Genomic DNA, 16262 nt, shown 5'->3' with positions numbered 1-16262 from the left:
CAAGAGCTCAGCTTGTTGCGGCCTGCTCTGGCCCTAGTTCGGCACCGCAGCCTTCGGCGCGGGCTTGGCGGCGACCGCATTCGCGGTAACGCCATGCAGGAAGTCGTAGGCCGCGTGCAGCGCCTTGTCGTCCTTCTCTTCCGGCGGAACGTAGGACTGCGATCCGGTCTGCTCGGTGCCGTCGGCGGCCTGCAAATGACCGCGCATCTGGGACTCCGCGATGGTGTCGACGCGGCCTTTCAGCTCGGCCGGAACGTCCTGGAGGATCTCGATATCGGGCGCGATGCCTTGCGCCTGGATCGAGCGGCCCGACGGGGTGTAGTAGCGCGCCGTGGTCAGCGCGAGCGCGCCGTTACCGCTGCCGAGCGGAATGATGGTCTGCACCGAGCCTTTGCCGAACGAGCGCGTGCCGATGATCGTCGCACGCTTGTGGTCATGCAGCGCGCCGGCCACGATCTCCGAGGCCGAAGCCGAGCCGCCATTGACCAGAATCACGAGCGGCTTGCCCTTGGTGAGATCGCCGCCATGCGCGGTGAAACGCTGCGTCTCTTCCGGATTGCGGCCGCGGGTCGAGACGACCTCGCCACGCTGCAGGAACGCGCTCGACACCGACACCGCCTGGTCGAGCAGGCCGCCGGGATTGTTGCGCAGGTCCATCACGTAGCCGACGAGCTTCTCCTGCGGAACGTCCTTGGAGATCGAGGCGATCGCTTTCTTCAGACCGTCGGTGGTCTGCTCGTTGAACGAGGTGACTCGGATGTAGCCGATGTCGCCGTTCTCGACGTGGAAGCGCACGGGGCGGACATGGATGATCTCGCGCGTGATCGCTACGTCGAGCGGCGCGTCGGCGCCCTTGCGCATGATGGTCAGCTTGGCCTTGGTATCGACCGGGCCCTTCATCTTGTTGACGGCCTGCTCGAGCGTCATGCCCTGCACGGCCTCGCCATCGATCTTGCTGATGAGGTCGCCGGACATGAGGCCGGCCTTGGACGCCGGCGTGTCGTCGATCGGCGAGACGACCTTGACCAGGCCCTCCTCCATCGTGACCTCGATGCCGAGACCACCGAACTCGCCGGAGGTGGTCTCCTGCATATCGGTCCAGGCCTTGGCGTTCATGTAGCGCGAGTGCGGATCGAGCGAGGTCACCATGCCGGTGATCGCGCCTTCGATCAGCTTGGAATTGTCGGGCTTCTCGACATAGCTCGCCTTCACCCGCTCGAAGACCTCCCCGAACAGATTGAGCTGGGAATAAGCATCACCTGCGCCCGCCGCCGCCCGCGCCGCCCATAGTCCGCCCTGCGGACCGGATACGAGGAGAGTGAGGCACGCGCCGGTGAGCGCGCCCAGGGGGAATAGCAGGGTTTTCCGCATGGAATGGGTAGCCTTTTCGCTGAGCGGTTCTTTTGAGGCTTGGCAGCCGCCAAGCAAATGGCGATCCAGCCCGGTTCTCACAATATCATTCTGGTTTCTTCAAGGCCGGCCTGCCACGCCGGCGCGTACCCGGTCGAAATCCCTTCGCCTTGACCTAAACATTTGGCAACGTTCGGAAGAATGCCCCGTTCTCAGCGGGAATCGGTCAACCGGACAACGCCTCGCAGCCATGCGATTTTAGGATGGTTTTGGCCGGCCGGACGGGATAGGCGATGGCGTAAGGCTTCAAATTCTCGGGAGGATAACAATGAACGAAGCACTCCGGCCGGAACGGAACGTCGAGCTCGGCGCCAGCAGCGAGCCGTTCCAGAACCTGCACGAATTCATCCGGAAGGCCCGTTCCAACCTCAACCAGAATGCCTGGGACTACATCGTCGGCGCCGCCGAGACCGAGACCACGATGCGCCGCAACCGCATGGCGCTGGATGAAATCGCTTTCCGCCCAAGGGTGCTGCGCGACGTCCGCAAGGTCGACGGCTCTGTCGAGCAGTTCGGCCGCAAGATGCGCCTGCCGGTGGTGCTCGCCCCGGTCGGTGCGCTGGAGATTTTCGACCCGCATGGCGCTGCCAGCGTCGCGCGTGCGGCCGGCACATTCGGGGCGTCGCATATGCTGAGCTCGGTCTCCGAGCCGGGCCTGGAAAAGACCGCCGAGGCGGCCCCCGATGCGCTGCGCATCTACCAGCTCTATGTCCGCGGCGACGACGCGTTCGTCGCCGACGTCGTCAGCCGCGCCGAGAAGGCCAACTATGCCGCCTTCTGCCTGACCGTCGACACGGCTCATTACAGCCGTCGAGAGCGCGACATTGCCAAGCGTTACGTGCGCGAGAGCCGCCTGCGCGCGACCGGCGGCGACTTCCAGAAAGGACTGGAGTGGCGGACGGTGAAGATGGTCAAGGACAAGTTCAGGATACCGTTGATCCTCAAGGGCATCGCCACGGCCGAGGATGCGCAGATCGCGGTCGATCACGGCGTCGAGTGGATCTATGTCTCCAACCATGGCGGCCGCCAGCTCGATCACGGCCGCGGCGCCATGCATGTGCTGCCCGAGATCGTCGATGCGGTGAAGGGCCGGGCCAAGATCATGGTCGATGGCGGCATTTGCCGCGGCACCGACATCGTCAAGGCGATCGCAGCAGGTGCCGACCTCGTCGGCATCGGCCGGCTGCAATGCTGGGCGCTGGCCGCGGCCGGCGAGACCGGTGTGACGCGGATGCTGGAACTCCTCGAGGACGAGGTGCTGCGCTGCCTCGGTCTTTTGGGCGCCACCTCGTTCACCGAGGTCAACAAATCCTGCCTGCACCCGGCCACGGCAACCAATGCGCCGAGCGTGTTCAGCGCGTTCCCGCTGTTCGATCACGAACCATATCGCTACTGACGAGAAAACGACGCCATGACATCGCTCTCTCCCGGCAGCGCGGATGCGCTTCTGTTCGATCTCGGGCGCGTGGTGCTCGACATCGATTTCTCCAAGGCGATCGTCTGCTGGGCGCGACATGCCGGGTGCCAGCCAGAGGCCATCGTCGCACGCTATGTCCGCGACAGCGAGGCCTACCGGTTGCACGAGGTCGGCAAGATCAGCGACGAGGACTATTTCCAGTCGCTGCGCTCCTCGCTCGGCATCGGCATCTCGGATGCGCAGTTCCTCGAGGGCTGGAACGCGATCTTCGCCGGCGAGATGCCCGACATCGCGGACCTGCTGCCGCGCGCGGCGAGGCGGATGCCGCTCTATGCATTCTCAAATACCAATCGGCCGCATGTGGACCATTTCTCGAAGGAATATGCCGACCTGCTCGGCCACTTCCGCAAATTGTATCTGTCCTCCAACATCGGCCTGCGCAAGCCGGATGCGGAAGCCTTCGACCATGTCGTCGCCGCGATGGGCGTGCCGGCCAACCGTATCGTGTTCTTTGATGATCTCGTCGAGAACATCGAGGGCGCCCGGGCTCGCGGCCTCACCGCGGTGCATGTGACCTCGCCCCGCGACGTCGGCCTTGCGCTGGAGGCGCTGGGGATCTGATCCGCCGAAGCCGGCTGCCCAACCGGCCGATTCCGGAACAATTTCGTCCGGAGATCAGGAACCAACCAGCTCTGTGCATTTTTATACGAAGTTCCTGGAACGAATGCCCGCCTCCCGGACTCATGAGTCCGTTGGGATTTCTACATCGGACGTATCAACGTGTTGGGCAAAACCTACCTCACCAAGCAGGCCTCTCTGCTGATGAAATTCGCCAGAACCACCTCGGATTCTGACCTTTCCGCAAAGCTGATCAGCAAGGCCGCCGATTTGAAGGCCCAGGCCGATCCAATGCCCGACCGGGATCAGGGCCCCCAAGCGCCCGACGTGGCTCTGGACGGAAACCCGACAACGTCGTGATCTCATGCACCCTTCGCCGGATATCCGATCGCCCATACCCAGGAAACTGCGGCTTCGCGGCAACAAGGCCCGATCTGCCGCTTTTCTGACCTTGTTCCCACCCTGAAACTGCGTTCAAATGTCGCATTGCAACTGCGGGGGTTGGAATGCGCGCCGGCGAGCTTTCGGACGACGCCGTATTGGACCTCGTGGGCGCAATCTACGACGCCGCGCTCGAGCAGGACCGCTGGTCGAGCGTGCTGGAGCGCGTCGATGACGCCGTCGGCGGCCGCGTGCTGTTTGGCATCTACGATCCGGCCAACGGGCTGTCCAGCCTGCTCTCGCCGCGCATCGATCCCGCCCGCGTGCAGGACCTGCTCGGCTGGGCGCCGCGCAATCCGCTGCTGCCACTGGGGGTCGGCAGGACGCCGGGCGAAATCTTCACCATTGGCGACTTCATCAGCCGCGCGCAGTTCACCAGCAGCGATTTCTACAACGAATGGTGGCAGCCGGCCGGCTTCGACACCGAGCCGCTGACGACCAATTTGCTGGTCGATCACAATGCCACCGGCATCCTGACCAGCCACCGGCCGTCCAATCTGGAGCCCTATGATGCCAAGGCGCGCCGGTTGTTTGCGACACTGGCACAGCATCTCGTGCGCGCCGTTGCTATCCAGCGGCGTACGCACCAGCTCGACATCACCGGCCGCGCGGCGCTGGCGGGCCTGGACGGGCTCGATCAGGGCTTTGTTCTCGCGGACGCGCAGGGTCGCCCGGTTTTCATCAATCGCCGGGCACGCGAGCTTATGGAGACCGGCCACGGTGTCGTTGTCGAGGACGGCGTGCTGAGCGGCGTCAACGCCGAGGACGGTCATCAGCTGCGCGCACTGATCAGCTCCTGCAGCCTCGACAATCCGGACCGCATCGGCGGCGAGATGAGCCTGCAGCGACCGCCTGGCCGCATGCCGCTGCGCGTGCAGGTAACACCGGTCGGCAGCGAATGGATCGAGAAGGCCGTCCCCCTCGCCTCCGGCTGGCGCTCGAGCGCGATGGTGTTGATCACCGACCCCGAACCCGCCGCCAAGACGCAAGGCGAGACTTTGCGCGAGCGCTACGGCCTCACCCGCGCTGAAGCCGCGTTCGCGCTGGAGATCGTCAAGGGCGGCGGCCGCAGGGCCACGGCGGAGCGCCTCGGCATCACCGATGGAACCGCGCGCAGCCATCTGTCGAAGATTTTCGACAAGACCGGTGTCACCCGGCAGGCCGAGCTGGTGCGGCTCATGCTGCAGAAATAAATCTCCTTCGACGAAGGCAGGCGCGCGTGTTGCACGTGATCTCGCGGTGTTTTGCCTCAGCCCCTTCGCTCGGCTAGAACCTTGCCGACCAAATCACTCGATTTGTAGCAGGAGTTCACTGTGGCCCTGATGCCGGTATCCGATGCGCTTGCCGCCGTGCTCGCCGGTGCAGAGCCGCTGGCCGAAGAATCAGTCTCGCTCGATGAGGCCTTTCATCGCGTGCTCGCGCGCGATGTCGCGGCGCGGCGGACGCAACCGCCACAGGCGATGTCAGCGATGGATGGCTATGCCGTCCGCGCGGCCGATGCGGCAAAGGTCGACGCGCAGCTGACCGTCATTGGCGAGGTCGCAGCCGGCCGCCCTTACGCAGGAACTGTCGGCGCGGGCGAAGCGGTCCGGATCTTCACCGGCGGCGTCGTTCCCGATGGCGCGGACGCCGTCGTGATCCAGGAGGACACGGTCGCCGACGGCAGACGCATCGTGATCAGGGAAGCCGCCATCGCCGGACGGCACATCCGCCCTGCCGGTATCGACTTCCGCGAGGGTGACGTGCTCTTGCGCAAGGGCGCGCGGCTGACCGAGCGCGACGTCGCGCTCGCCGCCGGCATGAACCACCCGCAGCTTGCCGTTCGCCGCCGCCCGAAGGTCGCGATTCTCGCCACCGGCGACGAGCTGGTGATGCCGGGCTCAACGCCCGGCCATGGCCAGATCGTCTATTCCAACGGCTACGCCCTGCATGCGCTCGCCCGCAGCGAGGGCGCCGATACCGTCGACCTCGGCGTTGCCGCCGACACGCTTGCCGCCACCACCGCCGGCATCCGCCGTGCGCGCGAATCCGGTGCCGACATCCTGATCACGACCGGCGGCGCCTCAGTCGGTGACCACGATCTGGTGCAGCAGGCGCTGAGGGAAGAAGGCACCGCGATGGCGTTCTGGAAGATTGCGATGCGGCCGGGCAAGCCGATGATGAACGGCCAGCTCGGGCCGATGCGGGTGATCGGACTGCCCGGCAATCCCGTGTCGTCCTATGTGTGCGCCTTCCTGTTCATGGTGCCGCTGATTCGCGCGCTCTCAGGTCGCTCCGCGGTTCATCACCGTCGCGAACGCGCCGTGCTCGGCCGCGATGTCGGCGCCAACGACCAGCGCGAGGATTATCTGCGCGCGCGCCTCGACATGCGCGACGACGGCACGCTCGTCGTCGTCCCCGTCGATCACCAGGACTCCTCGCTGCTTGCGAATCTCGCTGCGGCACAGGCACTTCTCGTGCGCCCGCCGTTTGCGCCGAAGGCCGCGACGGGCACGCCTTGCGAGGTGCTGCGACTGCCCGCCTGACCGCTTCGTTCGCAACCGTTCCGCGAACTTTGTCGCGTTCACGGTAAATTAAGCAGTTGCGGAACATGTATCGAACATATAGTGTCCGTTCATGATTTGTTTCGAGCATGTAGCGGCTTATCGCTGAACTCAGCGTCTCGGAATCGAACGACATCAACCGGGGGATTTTGGTCGAGATGTTAACGCGCAAACAGTACGAGCTCCTGCGGTTCATCAGCGAGCGGTTGAAGGAAAGCGGCGTGCCGCCCTCCTTCGACGAGATGAAGGACGCGCTCGATCTGCGCTCGAAATCAGGCATCCATCGCCTGATCACCGCGCTCGAGGAGCGTGGCTTCATCCGGCGCCTGCCGAACCGCGCCCGCGCGATCGAAGTGATCAAGCTGCCCGAGCTCCAGGCCGCCGCCGGCAACCGCCGCGGCTTCACGCCGAGCGTCATCGAGGGCAACCTCGGCAAGGTGCGCACGACCTCGAGTCCACCCGCCGACGAGGGCGAACGCCCGGTTGCAGTGCCCGTGATGGGTCGGATCGCGGCCGGTACGCCGATCGAGGCCTTGCAGACCCGCAGCCACACCATCAGCGTCCCGCCGGACATGCTCGGGGCTGGCGAGCACTACGCGCTCGAAGTACGCGGCGATTCGATGGTCGATGCCGGCATTCTCGATGGCGACATGGCGCTGATCCAGCGCAACGAGAGCTGCGACACCGGCGATATCGTGGTGGCCCTGATCGACGACGAAGAGGCCACGCTGAAGCGCTTCCGCCGCCGCGGCGCCTCGATTGCACTTGAGCCTGCCAATGCGGCCTATGAGGTGCGCATCCTTCCGCCCAACCGGGTGAAGATCCAGGGCAAGCTGATCGGGCTGTACCGGAAGTATTGAGCGCGTCGCGATCGACGACCGCGATCAACGATTGGAGCGGACGATTGTCCGCTCCGGCTGGATAGTCTTTCTGGTTTTGCACAGATTATCCGGTCCCCTCTCCAGCGCGACATCCTCGGTACGCCGCAACGAAGCACGCGTCGCTTCGCAGGCCTTTGAGAGACCGAGGAGACCACCATGCGCAAGATCATTTTGAGCACCGTCGCGATGGCGCTGATCGCAGCATCAGCGTCGCAGGCCTTGGCTGCGCAGCACCACGCCCGCAAGGCACCGCAGGCGACGAGCGAGCAATTCCGCAACGCCCGCAACGCCGTCGAGCAGCCGTCGCAACCGGGCTGGCAATATTCGGGCTGGTCGGCACCTGCTGGCCGCTGAGGCAACGCGCTCTCCGAATGCGCGAGAGCAGGCTTTGTTCCTCGTGCATTTGAAAAAGATAATGTGATCGCGCGCTGCGGATGCGAGCCGCAGATTTGCCCACAAACAAGCATAAGATCGCAGGCTTCCACTCTGATAGGGGCCTGCGCGTCCGAGACAGAGGCGTGGGTCGCTATCCTGATTGAGGAGCACCCCGATGTGTGACTACAGCCTGCACGCTGTCGCGACGCGCCCCGCAGAAGTGGGCGAGACGATCGTCACGACAACCTTCCGCGGCACCTCGACGCGCGGCTTCGCCTCCGAAGCCGACATGTCGGTCGCGGTCTGCCTCCTTCCGGGAACGGAGCTCGCCTTCGCCGACAACGTCCGCTACGATAATCGCTGGATCTGGACCCGCACTGTCAACTCGCGCGTCGGCAAGTTCGGCAAGATCGATCCGCACATTCCCGATCGTCATCACGACGCGATCGAATTCCCCGACGGCAAATACGTGCTGGTGACGCAGCTGGTCGAAGGCCAGCGCGCGACCGTGCTGCAACTGCCGGTGACCCAGCCGCTCGGCGAGCGCGAGCAGAAGCCGCGCGTGATCGCCGACAACCGCACGACGCCCCCGCGTCTGCCGATCGGCTGAGACAACGGCCTTAATCCTCGGCCTGAAGGTCGGCCTCCGATGGTGTTGCGTCTTTGGCGCGCGGAGCTGTCGATCGTGGCATGAGGGTCTGTTCGAATTCTCCATCGCCGGCCGCCGCCGGCGACCAGGGGCGATTTGCGCCTCTCGCCTTCACCGCCGCAATCGCAAAACCGTCACCACGCTGCGTCAGCGCCAGTGCACCCTGACGCGCAAGACGCGGTCGATCGACCACCATCGCAGCGCAATCCGGCGGCGCGGGCCTGGCTGTCACCACCAGCGCGGCACGGCTGCAATCGTCGGCCAGTGCGTCGATGCGCAGCGCCAGCGCAATCATGCGGCCGTCGGCGAGCGGCGTCACGCAACCGATTTCGTCGCAGGACACGCCGTCACCGAGCGAGGCGCTGCCGGCATCGCGCGGATCGGCGTCCGCAGCTAGCCACTCCTTCAGCAGGAAATTGTCCTTGCTGGTCCTGATCAGATGCAGCTGCCCGTCCCTGCCCCGCACCGCGACGCTTTGACCGTTACCGGCGATGAGGATGTCGGGCTGACGGACCGACAGACCCCAGACGGTAGCTGCCATGAGCACGAACGCGCCCGACCAGCGCAGCGGAGTGCGCAACAGACCCAATAGGATGAGGCCGAGGCTGGCAGCGATCAGCGGCGCGGTACCGAAGGCTGCGATGTGGCCGACCGCGCCTGGCAGCGCGGCCACCCAGCGCGACACCGCCACCATCCAGTCGATGCCGATCCCCATCAGCCACCAGAACACGCCGTCGAGCCCGAACGGTGCCGCGAGCAATCCCAACAGCCCGGCCGGCATCACCAGCGCCGAGACCACCGGCATCGCGCCGAGATTGGCGAGCACGCCGTAGGGCGTGACGCGATGGAAATGGAAGGCGGCATAGGGCGTGGTCGCGAGCCCCGCGATCATCGAGGCCATGAACAGCATCGCGATCTCGCGGCCGCCCCACAGCGCGATCCGCGCGGTCGCCGAATGATCCGGCGAAGCAAACAGGTTCGGCATACCGATCTGCACCAGCGCCACCAGCCCAAGCGTCGCCGCGAACGACATCTGGAAACTCGGATGGACGAGCGCCTCCGGCGCAACCGCAAGCACGATCAAAGCCGCCACGGCCAGGGTGCGGAACGTGATGGCGCGGCGATCGACCATCACGGCGATCAGCACCACCGCGGTCATGAAGAACGATCTCTGCGTTGCGACCTCCGCGCCGGAGAGCAGCAGATAGAATGCTGATGCGATGAGCGCCGCGGCGGCCGACCATTTCTTGATTGCGAAGCCGACCGCCAGTCCCGGGATCAGGGCCAGCAGCGCGCGGACTGCGAAGAAGACGACGCCGGCGACGACGGCCATGTGATAGCCGGAGATCGACAGCACATGGCCGAGACCGGAGATGAACATCGCGTCGTTGACGGGCGTGGTGATTGCATCGCGGCGGCCGGTCAGAAGCGCGGTGGCGATCGCGCGCTTGTCGCCGTCGAGCACAGAGCGAATGCGCGCATCGATCGCATCGCGCAGGCCCTGCATGACGGCCGCGTAGCGCAACTGCAGGCCACCGGCAGCGGGCGGCGCAGAGACGGTGATCGCCCCCATTGCGAAACCGGAGGCGCCGATGCCTTGGAAAAACATATCGCGCGAGAAATCATAGCTGCCCGGCCGCAATGGTGCGAGCGGCGGCATCAGCCGCGCTTTCAACTGCACGAAGCTGCCGACGTCGGGCGCCGTCCCCTTGCGCACGGAGAGACGGACGCGATCGAGCTTCACGTCGCTGCGCTGCGCCTCCATCGCGGTGACGCGCAGCACGAACCGATCGGTCCGTTCGCGGATGTCGCGAGTCTCGACGAAGCCCGACAGCGACACCGAATAGAGCGGCTTCGCGAGCACGGCATGTTCGATGCGTGCCGTCTTCCACGTTGCCATGGCAAAGCCGGCCGCGACCGCCGCGGTCATGATCGCAGGCGCAAACAGCCGGCTCCGCCGCAACAGCACCGCGCCGATCGTGAGTGCCGCCGCCGTCGTGGCGGCGACCCACAGCACCGGCTCATGATCAGCGGCGAAGTAGAGCGCGATGCCACAGCCGAAAGCGATGGGCACCCAAGGGAACAACCGCCCGGCGCCGGCCTCGGCGCGCACCCATTCGCGCAGCGTCCCAACGATCGAAGGCCAGACGTCAAAACCTGCCGGCACAAGGCCGCCGGCCGACGCGGTCCGGCCAGTCGGCCAGGTCCCTGCAATCGGCGTCCCGGCGATCCCCTGCGAGGCGCGCTGTGGTCGGCCCGGCTCCGCCATTCCTGAGCAACCCTGCGATACGCGACGGGGGCAGAAGCTACCGGAACGTGCAGGCCGTCGAATAGCGGTACAGATCGAGAACGAGCGGCTACAGCCCTACTTTTCCTCTTCCATCGTCACGGCGACATCCGCCTTGGCCGATAGCCGGACCTTGTTGCCCTCGACACCGGCGACCAGGCCCTTGTCGATGAAATGGTGGTGACCCTTGTGGCTGCCCTCACCGCTGTCCTTCTTGGTCAGCTTGATGCGGTTGCCTTCGACCTTGTCGACCGTGCCGACATGGACGCCGTCGGCACCGATGACTTCCATGTGTTCTGCGATGTTCTGCATGGCGGGATCCCATTGGTTGGATCCACATCAACGCCGGGGGAGCTCGTTCGTTTCTATCGTCATTCCGGGGCGCGCCACTTGGCGCGAGCCCGGAATGACGAAACTGATATGCTAGCACCTACGTCAAATCAACGGCGCCTTCGCCGAAGCGTGGTGATTGACGATCTTCCAGTCGCCATCTTCGCGAATGATGACCCAGCTCATCTTGACCACGAGATCCGGCCGCTCCCCGGCGAGATCAAATGAGATGGTCGCGCCCATGTTGATCAGATCCGGCCCCGCGTGCGCCGCCTGCACCTCGGAAAACACCGCGCTCGGCTTGTGCCAACGCGGCAGGCCGTTGAAATAGTCGGCAGCGCCATCCCTGCCCCGATAGAGTTTTGGATTGGAGCCGAAGAAGAACGCGTTCTTGGAGTACAGCGACGACAGCGCGGCCGCATCGAGCGTCGCGAAGCCGGCGCACCATTTCGCGATGATGGCGGAAACGATGGCGTCGGCTTCGTCCTGCATGGCCTTTCCTCAGCCCTTGGCAACTTCCTTCGCGAAGGTATCGCGCAGACCGATGGTGCGCGAGAACACCGGCTTGCCCGGCGTCGAGTCCTTGTCGCGCACGAAGTAGCCCTGGCGCTCGAACTGCATCGGCTCGGTCGAATTGCTCTCGGCAACCGATGCCTCGATCCGCGCGTCCGACAGGATCTCCAGCGACTGCGGATTGAGATCGGCGGCGAAGTTCGAGGCGTCCGGGCTCGGGTTGGCAAAGAGCTGGTTGTAGATGCGGATCTCCGCGGGCACCGAATTCGCCGCCGGCAGCCAGTGCATGGTCGCCTTGACCTTGCGGCCGTCGGGCGCATTGCCGCCCTTGGTCGCGGGATCGTAGCTGCAGCGCAGCTCCACCACCTCGCCCTTGTCGTTCTTGATCACGCCGGTGCACTTGACGAAATAGGCGTAGCGCAGCCGCACCTCGTTGCCCGGCGACAGGCGGAAGAACTTCTTGGGCGGATTCTCCATGAAGTCGTCCTGCTCGATATAGAGCTCGCGGCCAAACGTGATCTTGCGCGTACCGGCGGAGGGATCATCCGGGTGATTGATCGCCTCGAGCTCCTCGGTCTGCCCCTCCGGATAATTCTCGATCACCACCTTGAGCGGCCGCAGCACGCCCATGCGCCGCTGCGAGGTGCGGTTCAGCTCCTCGCGGATGCAGAACTCCAGCATGCCGACATCGACCACACTGTTGGCCTTGGCGACGCCGATGCGCTTGACGAATTCACGGAGCGCGGCCGGCGGCACGCCGCGGCGGCGCATGCCCGCCATGGTCGGCATGCGCGGATCGTCCCAGCCCGCGACATGGCCGTCGCGGACGAGCTGGGTCAGCACGCGCTTGGACAGCAGCGTGTAGGTCAGGTTCAGCCGCGCGAACTCGTACTGGTGCGGCTTGGACGGCACCGGCAGCTTCTCGATGAACCAGTCATAGAGCGGCCGATGATCCTCGAACTCCAGCGTGCAGATCGAGTGCGTGATGCCCTCGATCGCGTCCGACTGGCCGTGGGCATAGTCGTAGCTCGGATAGATGTGCCACTTGGTCCCGGTGCGCGGATGATGCGCATGCAGGATGCGGTACAGCACGGGGTCACGCAGATTGATGTTGCCCGCGCTCATGTCGATCTTGGCCCGGAGCACGCGCGCGCCGTTCGGGAATTCGCCGGCTTTCATGCGGCGGAACAGGTCGAGGTTTTCGTCCACGCTGCGGTCGCGGAACGGCGAATTCTTGCCGGGTTCGGTCAGCGTGCCGCGCGAGAGGCGGATCTCCTCCTGGGTCTGGTCGTCGACATAGGCGAGCCCGTCGCGGATCAGCTTCTCCGCCCATTCATAGAGCCGCTCGAAATAGTCCGAGGCGAAGAACAGATTCTTGCCCCAGTCGAAGCCGAGCCAGCGCACGTCGGCCTGGATGGAATCGATATATTCCTGCTCTTCCTTGACCGGATTGGTGTCGTCGAAGCGCAGATGGCAGCGGCCTGGAAACTCCTGGGCGATGCCGAAATTGAGGGCGATCGACTTGGCGTGGCCGATATGCAGGTAGCCGTTCGGCTCCGGTGGGAACCGGGTCACGATCTCCTTGTACCTGGCCTGATCGAGGTCAGCCTGGATGATGTCACGAATGAAATCGCGCCCAACCTCAGTCGCCACCGGTTCTGTCATTAGGAAAATCCTGTAGGGAAATCAGCGGTTCTTCTGCCAAATTCGCGTCGCCGAGCCAAGTGTTAAGCGAGGCTGCAAGCCATCCGCCGCCGGGCTTTAGTTATGTCCCGTTCCTGCTATACACCACCGCTTCCAATGCATAGGCCCTGCCAAGAATGACCGATTCCGTCGTCACGCGCTTCGCTCCCTCGCCGACCGGCTTCCTCCATATCGGGGGCGCCCGCACGGCGCTGTTCAACTGGCTCTATGCGAAGAAGCACGGCGGCAAGATGCTGCTCCGGATCGAGGACACTGACCGCGAGCGCTCCACCGAGGCCGCGATCGGCGCCATCCTCGACGGGCTGAAATGGCTCGAGCTCGGCTGGGATGGCGACGTCATCTACCAGTTCAGCCGCGCCGCCCGCCACCGCGAGGTAGCCGAGCAGCTGCTCGCCGACGGCAAGGCCTACCGCTGCTACGCCACCGCTGAAGAGCTCACCGCGATGCGCGAGAAGGCGCGCGCAGAGGGCCGCACCCGCCTCTATGACGGCATGTGGCGCGACCGTGATCCCGCAACCGCACCGTCCGACGTCAAGCCGACCATTCGGCTCCGTGCGCCGCAGACCGGCGAGACTGTGATCGAGGACCAAGTTCAGGGCCGCGTGGTCTGGCAGAACGAGAACCTCGATGACCTCGTCCTGCTGCGCGGCGATGGCAACCCGACGTATATGCTCGCGGTGGTCGTGGACGACCACGACATGGGCGTCACCCACGTCATCCGCGGCGACGACCATCTGATCAATGCCGCGCGCCAGAAGCAGATCTACGATGCGATGGGCTGGGCGCTGCCGAACATGTCGCACATCCCCCTGATCCACGGCCCGGACGGCTCGAAACTCTCCAAGCGCCACGGCGCGCTCGGCGTCGATGCCTATCGCGCAATGGGATACCTCCCGGCCGCGCTACGCAACTACCTCGTCCGCCTCGGCTGGAGCCACGGCGATCAGGAAATCTTCTCCACCGAGGAGATGATCGCGGCGTTCGACCTCGCCAATGTCGGCCGCGCTGCCGCTCGCTTCGACTTCGCCAAGCTGGAGAACCTCAACGGCCACTACATCCGTCACGCCGACGATCAATCGCTCGTGAAGATGTTCGAGGACGTGCTCGACCACGTCGTGCCCGCGCGCGCCGAGATTAAGGCCAAGTTAAGCGACACCACGCGCGCCCAGCTTCTCAAGGCCATGCCGGCCCTGAAGGAGCGCGCCAAGACGCTGATCGAGCTGATCGACGGCGCCTATTTCATCTTCGCCGAGCGGCCGTTGCAGCTCGATCCCAAGGCAGCAGCGCTGCTGACGCCGGAAAACCGCAAGCTGATCGGCCAGCTTCATTCCGCGCTGGAGAAAGTTGAGACCTGGAGCGGCGCCGCCACGGAGGCTGCGCTGCGCGCTTTTGCCGAGGAAAATAGTCTCAAGCTCGGCGCCGTCGCCCAGCCTCTGCGGGCCGCGCTGACCGGCCGCACCACATCGCCTGGTATATTTGAGGTTTTGGACGTGCTCGGGCGCCAGGAAAGCCTCGCCCGGCTGAAGGATCAGTCTACGACGTAAGTCGACCATGCGTGCGGGTGATCTTGCAGCGCACACAGCAATAATATACCCATCTCCCCCGTACATTCTGGAACATCCGGCCTGCCCCATTTTCTCCCTTGGGGGACTCCGGCTCCGGCCCGTTTCACCACACATCGGGGACCTACGATGGACGCAAAACCAAGCAATAAGACCGCCACGCTGACGGTCGGAAACAAGAATTACGATCTTCCGATTTACAGCGGCAGCGTCGGACCTGATGTCGTCGATATCGGCAAGCTGTACGGCCAGTCCGGCCTGTTCACCTACGATCCCGGCTTTACCTCCACCGCGAGCTGCCAGTCCAAGATCACCTATATCGACGGTGATGCGGGCGTGCTGGAATACCGCGGCTATCCGATCGAGCAGCTCGCCGAGAACGGCGACTTCCTCGAGACCTGCTATCTGCTGCTCTACGGGAACCTGCCGACAGCAGCGCAGAAGAAGGATTTCGACGACCGCGTGACCCGTCACACGATGGTGCACGAGCAGATGGCCCGCTTCTTCCAGGGCTTCCGTCGTGACGCTCACCCGATGGCCGTCATGGTCGCTTCGGTCGGCGCGCTCGCCGCGTTCTATCACGACTCGACCGACATCAACGATCCGAAGCAGCGCATGATCGCTTCCATGCGCATGATCGCGAAGATCCCGACGCTGGCCGCGATGGCCTACAAGTACACGGTCGGTCAGCCCTTCGTGTATCCGAAGAACTCGCTCACCTTCGCCGAGAACTTCCTCAACATGTGCTTCGCGGTGCCGTGCGAGGAGTACAAGATCAACCCGGTGCTGGCTGACGCGCTGGACAAGATCTTCATCCTGCACGCCGACCACGAGCAGAACGCCTCGACCTCGACGGTGCGTATCGCCGGCTCCTCGGGCGCCAACCCGTTCGCCTGCATCGCCGCCGGCATCGCCTGCCTCTGGGGCCCGGCGCATGGCGGCGCCAACGAAGCCGCACTGGCAATGCTTGCCGAGATCGGCTCGGTGGACAAGATCCCCGAGTTCATCGCCAAGGTGAAGGACAAGAACTCCGAAGTCCGCCTGATGGGCTTCGGTCATCGCGTCTACAAGAACTACGATCCGCGCGCCAAGATCATGCAGAAGATGTGTCACGCCGTTCTCAAGGAGACTGGCCATGGCGACGATCCGATGCTGAAGGTGGCGCTCGAGCTCGAGAAGATCGCGCTCAGCGACCAGTACTTCATCGACCGCAAGCTCTACCCGAACGTCGACTTCTATTCGGGCATCACGCTGAAGGCGATGGGCTTCCCGGTCTCGATGTTCACCGTGCTGTTCGCGGTCGCCCGCACCGTCGGCTGGATCAGCCAGTGGAGCGAGATGATCGAGGATCCGCAGCAGAAGATCGGCCGTCCGCGCCAGCTCTACACCGGCGTCACCCGCCGCGACTACGTCGCGATGAAGGATCGCAAGTAAGTCTGCAAACGACACGACTCACAAGACGGCGCCATCTCACGATGGCGCCGTTTTTGTTTGGCAAGACGCCAGACAGACGAGCAAAGCACGGGGCAAGC

General features: G+C 64.6%; 15 protein-coding genes. 10 read left to right on the top strand and 5 right to left on the bottom strand.

Going from position 1 to position 16262, the window contains the following annotated elements; translation table 11 throughout:
- Positions 1–33 precede the first annotated feature (33 nt).
- Positions 34–1371: a S41 family peptidase gene (locus ACWAT4_RS19075; RefSeq protein WP_212300851.1), complete on the bottom strand. Its 1338-nt coding sequence runs from the start codon at positions 1369–1371 to the stop codon at positions 34–36.
- Positions 1372–1678: 307 nt separating this feature from the next.
- Here ACWAT4_RS19075 and ACWAT4_RS19070 point away from each other — a divergent pair, with 307 nt between their 5' ends.
- From ACWAT4_RS19070 to ACWAT4_RS19035, 8 genes are all read left to right on the top strand, one after another.
- Positions 1679–2806 carry an alpha-hydroxy acid oxidase gene (locus tag ACWAT4_RS19070; protein WP_212300852.1) on the top strand — a complete coding sequence of 376 codons (1128 nt, stop codon included), beginning with the start codon at positions 1679–1681 and terminating at the stop codon, positions 2804–2806.
- A 15-nt stretch (positions 2807–2821) separates the two neighbouring features.
- Positions 2822–3448, top strand: a complete 627-nt coding sequence (locus tag ACWAT4_RS19065) for an HAD family hydrolase (protein WP_212300853.1) — start codon at positions 2822–2824, stop codon at positions 3446–3448.
- A 159-nt stretch (positions 3449–3607) separates the two neighbouring features.
- The gene (locus ACWAT4_RS19060; RefSeq protein ID WP_212300854.1) at positions 3608–3805 is read left to right on the top strand and encodes a hypothetical protein; all 198 of its coding nucleotides are present in this window, start codon (positions 3608–3610) and stop codon (positions 3803–3805) included.
- Between the two features lie 146 nt (positions 3806–3951).
- Positions 3952–5079: a helix-turn-helix transcriptional regulator gene (locus tag ACWAT4_RS19055; RefSeq protein ID WP_449731114.1), complete on the top strand. Its 1128-nt coding sequence runs from the start codon at positions 3952–3954 to the stop codon at positions 5077–5079.
- Positions 5080–5199: 120 nt separating this feature from the next.
- Positions 5200–6411: a molybdopterin molybdotransferase MoeA gene (locus ACWAT4_RS19050; RefSeq protein ID WP_449731113.1), complete on the top strand. Its 1212-nt coding sequence runs from the start codon at positions 5200–5202 to the stop codon at positions 6409–6411.
- 176 nt (positions 6412–6587) lie between these two features.
- Positions 6588–7289 carry a transcriptional repressor LexA gene (lexA, locus tag ACWAT4_RS19045; protein ID WP_128966471.1) on the top strand — a complete coding sequence of 234 codons (702 nt, stop codon included), beginning with the start codon at positions 6588–6590 and terminating at the stop codon, positions 7287–7289.
- A gap of 177 nt (positions 7290–7466) precedes the next feature.
- Complete coding sequence (locus ACWAT4_RS19040) at positions 7467–7664, top strand: hypothetical protein (protein ID WP_212300857.1); 198 nt, start codon at positions 7467–7469, stop codon at positions 7662–7664.
- A gap of 196 nt (positions 7665–7860) precedes the next feature.
- Positions 7861–8295 carry a hypothetical protein gene (locus tag ACWAT4_RS19035; protein ID WP_212424572.1) on the top strand — a complete coding sequence of 145 codons (435 nt, stop codon included), beginning with the start codon at positions 7861–7863 and terminating at the stop codon, positions 8293–8295.
- Between the two features lie 10 nt (positions 8296–8305).
- Here the strand turns inward: ACWAT4_RS19035 and ACWAT4_RS19030 are convergent, their stop codons facing one another.
- The 4 genes from ACWAT4_RS19030 to ACWAT4_RS19015 all read right to left on the bottom strand — a co-directional run bounded on the left by ACWAT4_RS19030 (position 8306) and on the right by ACWAT4_RS19015 (position 13129).
- The gene (locus tag ACWAT4_RS19030) at positions 8306–10603 is read right to left on the bottom strand and encodes a ComEC/Rec2 family competence protein (protein ID WP_449731112.1); all 2298 of its coding nucleotides are present in this window, start codon (positions 10601–10603) and stop codon (positions 8306–8308) included.
- Between the two features lie 96 nt (positions 10604–10699).
- Positions 10700–10933 carry a DUF2171 domain-containing protein gene (locus ACWAT4_RS19025; RefSeq protein WP_015685840.1) on the bottom strand — a complete coding sequence of 78 codons (234 nt, stop codon included), beginning with the start codon at positions 10931–10933 and terminating at the stop codon, positions 10700–10702.
- Between the two features lie 123 nt (positions 10934–11056).
- Positions 11057–11443 (bottom strand): nuclear transport factor 2 family protein, encoded by a 387-nt coding sequence (locus tag ACWAT4_RS19020; RefSeq protein ID WP_212300861.1) that lies wholly within the window; start codon positions 11441–11443, stop codon positions 11057–11059.
- A 9-nt stretch (positions 11444–11452) separates the two neighbouring features.
- Positions 11453–13129 carry a glutamine--tRNA ligase/YqeY domain fusion protein gene (locus tag ACWAT4_RS19015; protein WP_449731111.1) on the bottom strand — a complete coding sequence of 559 codons (1677 nt, stop codon included), beginning with the start codon at positions 13127–13129 and terminating at the stop codon, positions 11453–11455.
- A gap of 155 nt (positions 13130–13284) precedes the next feature.
- Between ACWAT4_RS19015 and gltX the strand changes: the two genes are divergently transcribed.
- Together gltX and gltA are read left to right on the top strand one after the other, a co-directional pair.
- Positions 13285–14712 (top strand): glutamate--tRNA ligase, encoded by a 1428-nt coding sequence (gltX, locus tag ACWAT4_RS19010; RefSeq protein WP_449731110.1) that lies wholly within the window; start codon positions 13285–13287, stop codon positions 14710–14712.
- Positions 14713–14859: 147 nt separating this feature from the next.
- Positions 14860–16164: a citrate synthase gene (gltA, locus tag ACWAT4_RS19005; protein ID WP_212300864.1), complete on the top strand. Its 1305-nt coding sequence runs from the start codon at positions 14860–14862 to the stop codon at positions 16162–16164.
- Positions 16165–16262: the final 98 nt, after the last annotated feature.

This window comes from Bradyrhizobium sp. T-1, from assembly GCF_053592855.1.
The sequence above is the reverse complement of the archived record's forward strand: the minus strand, read 5'-3'. Positions and strand labels throughout refer to the sequence as shown.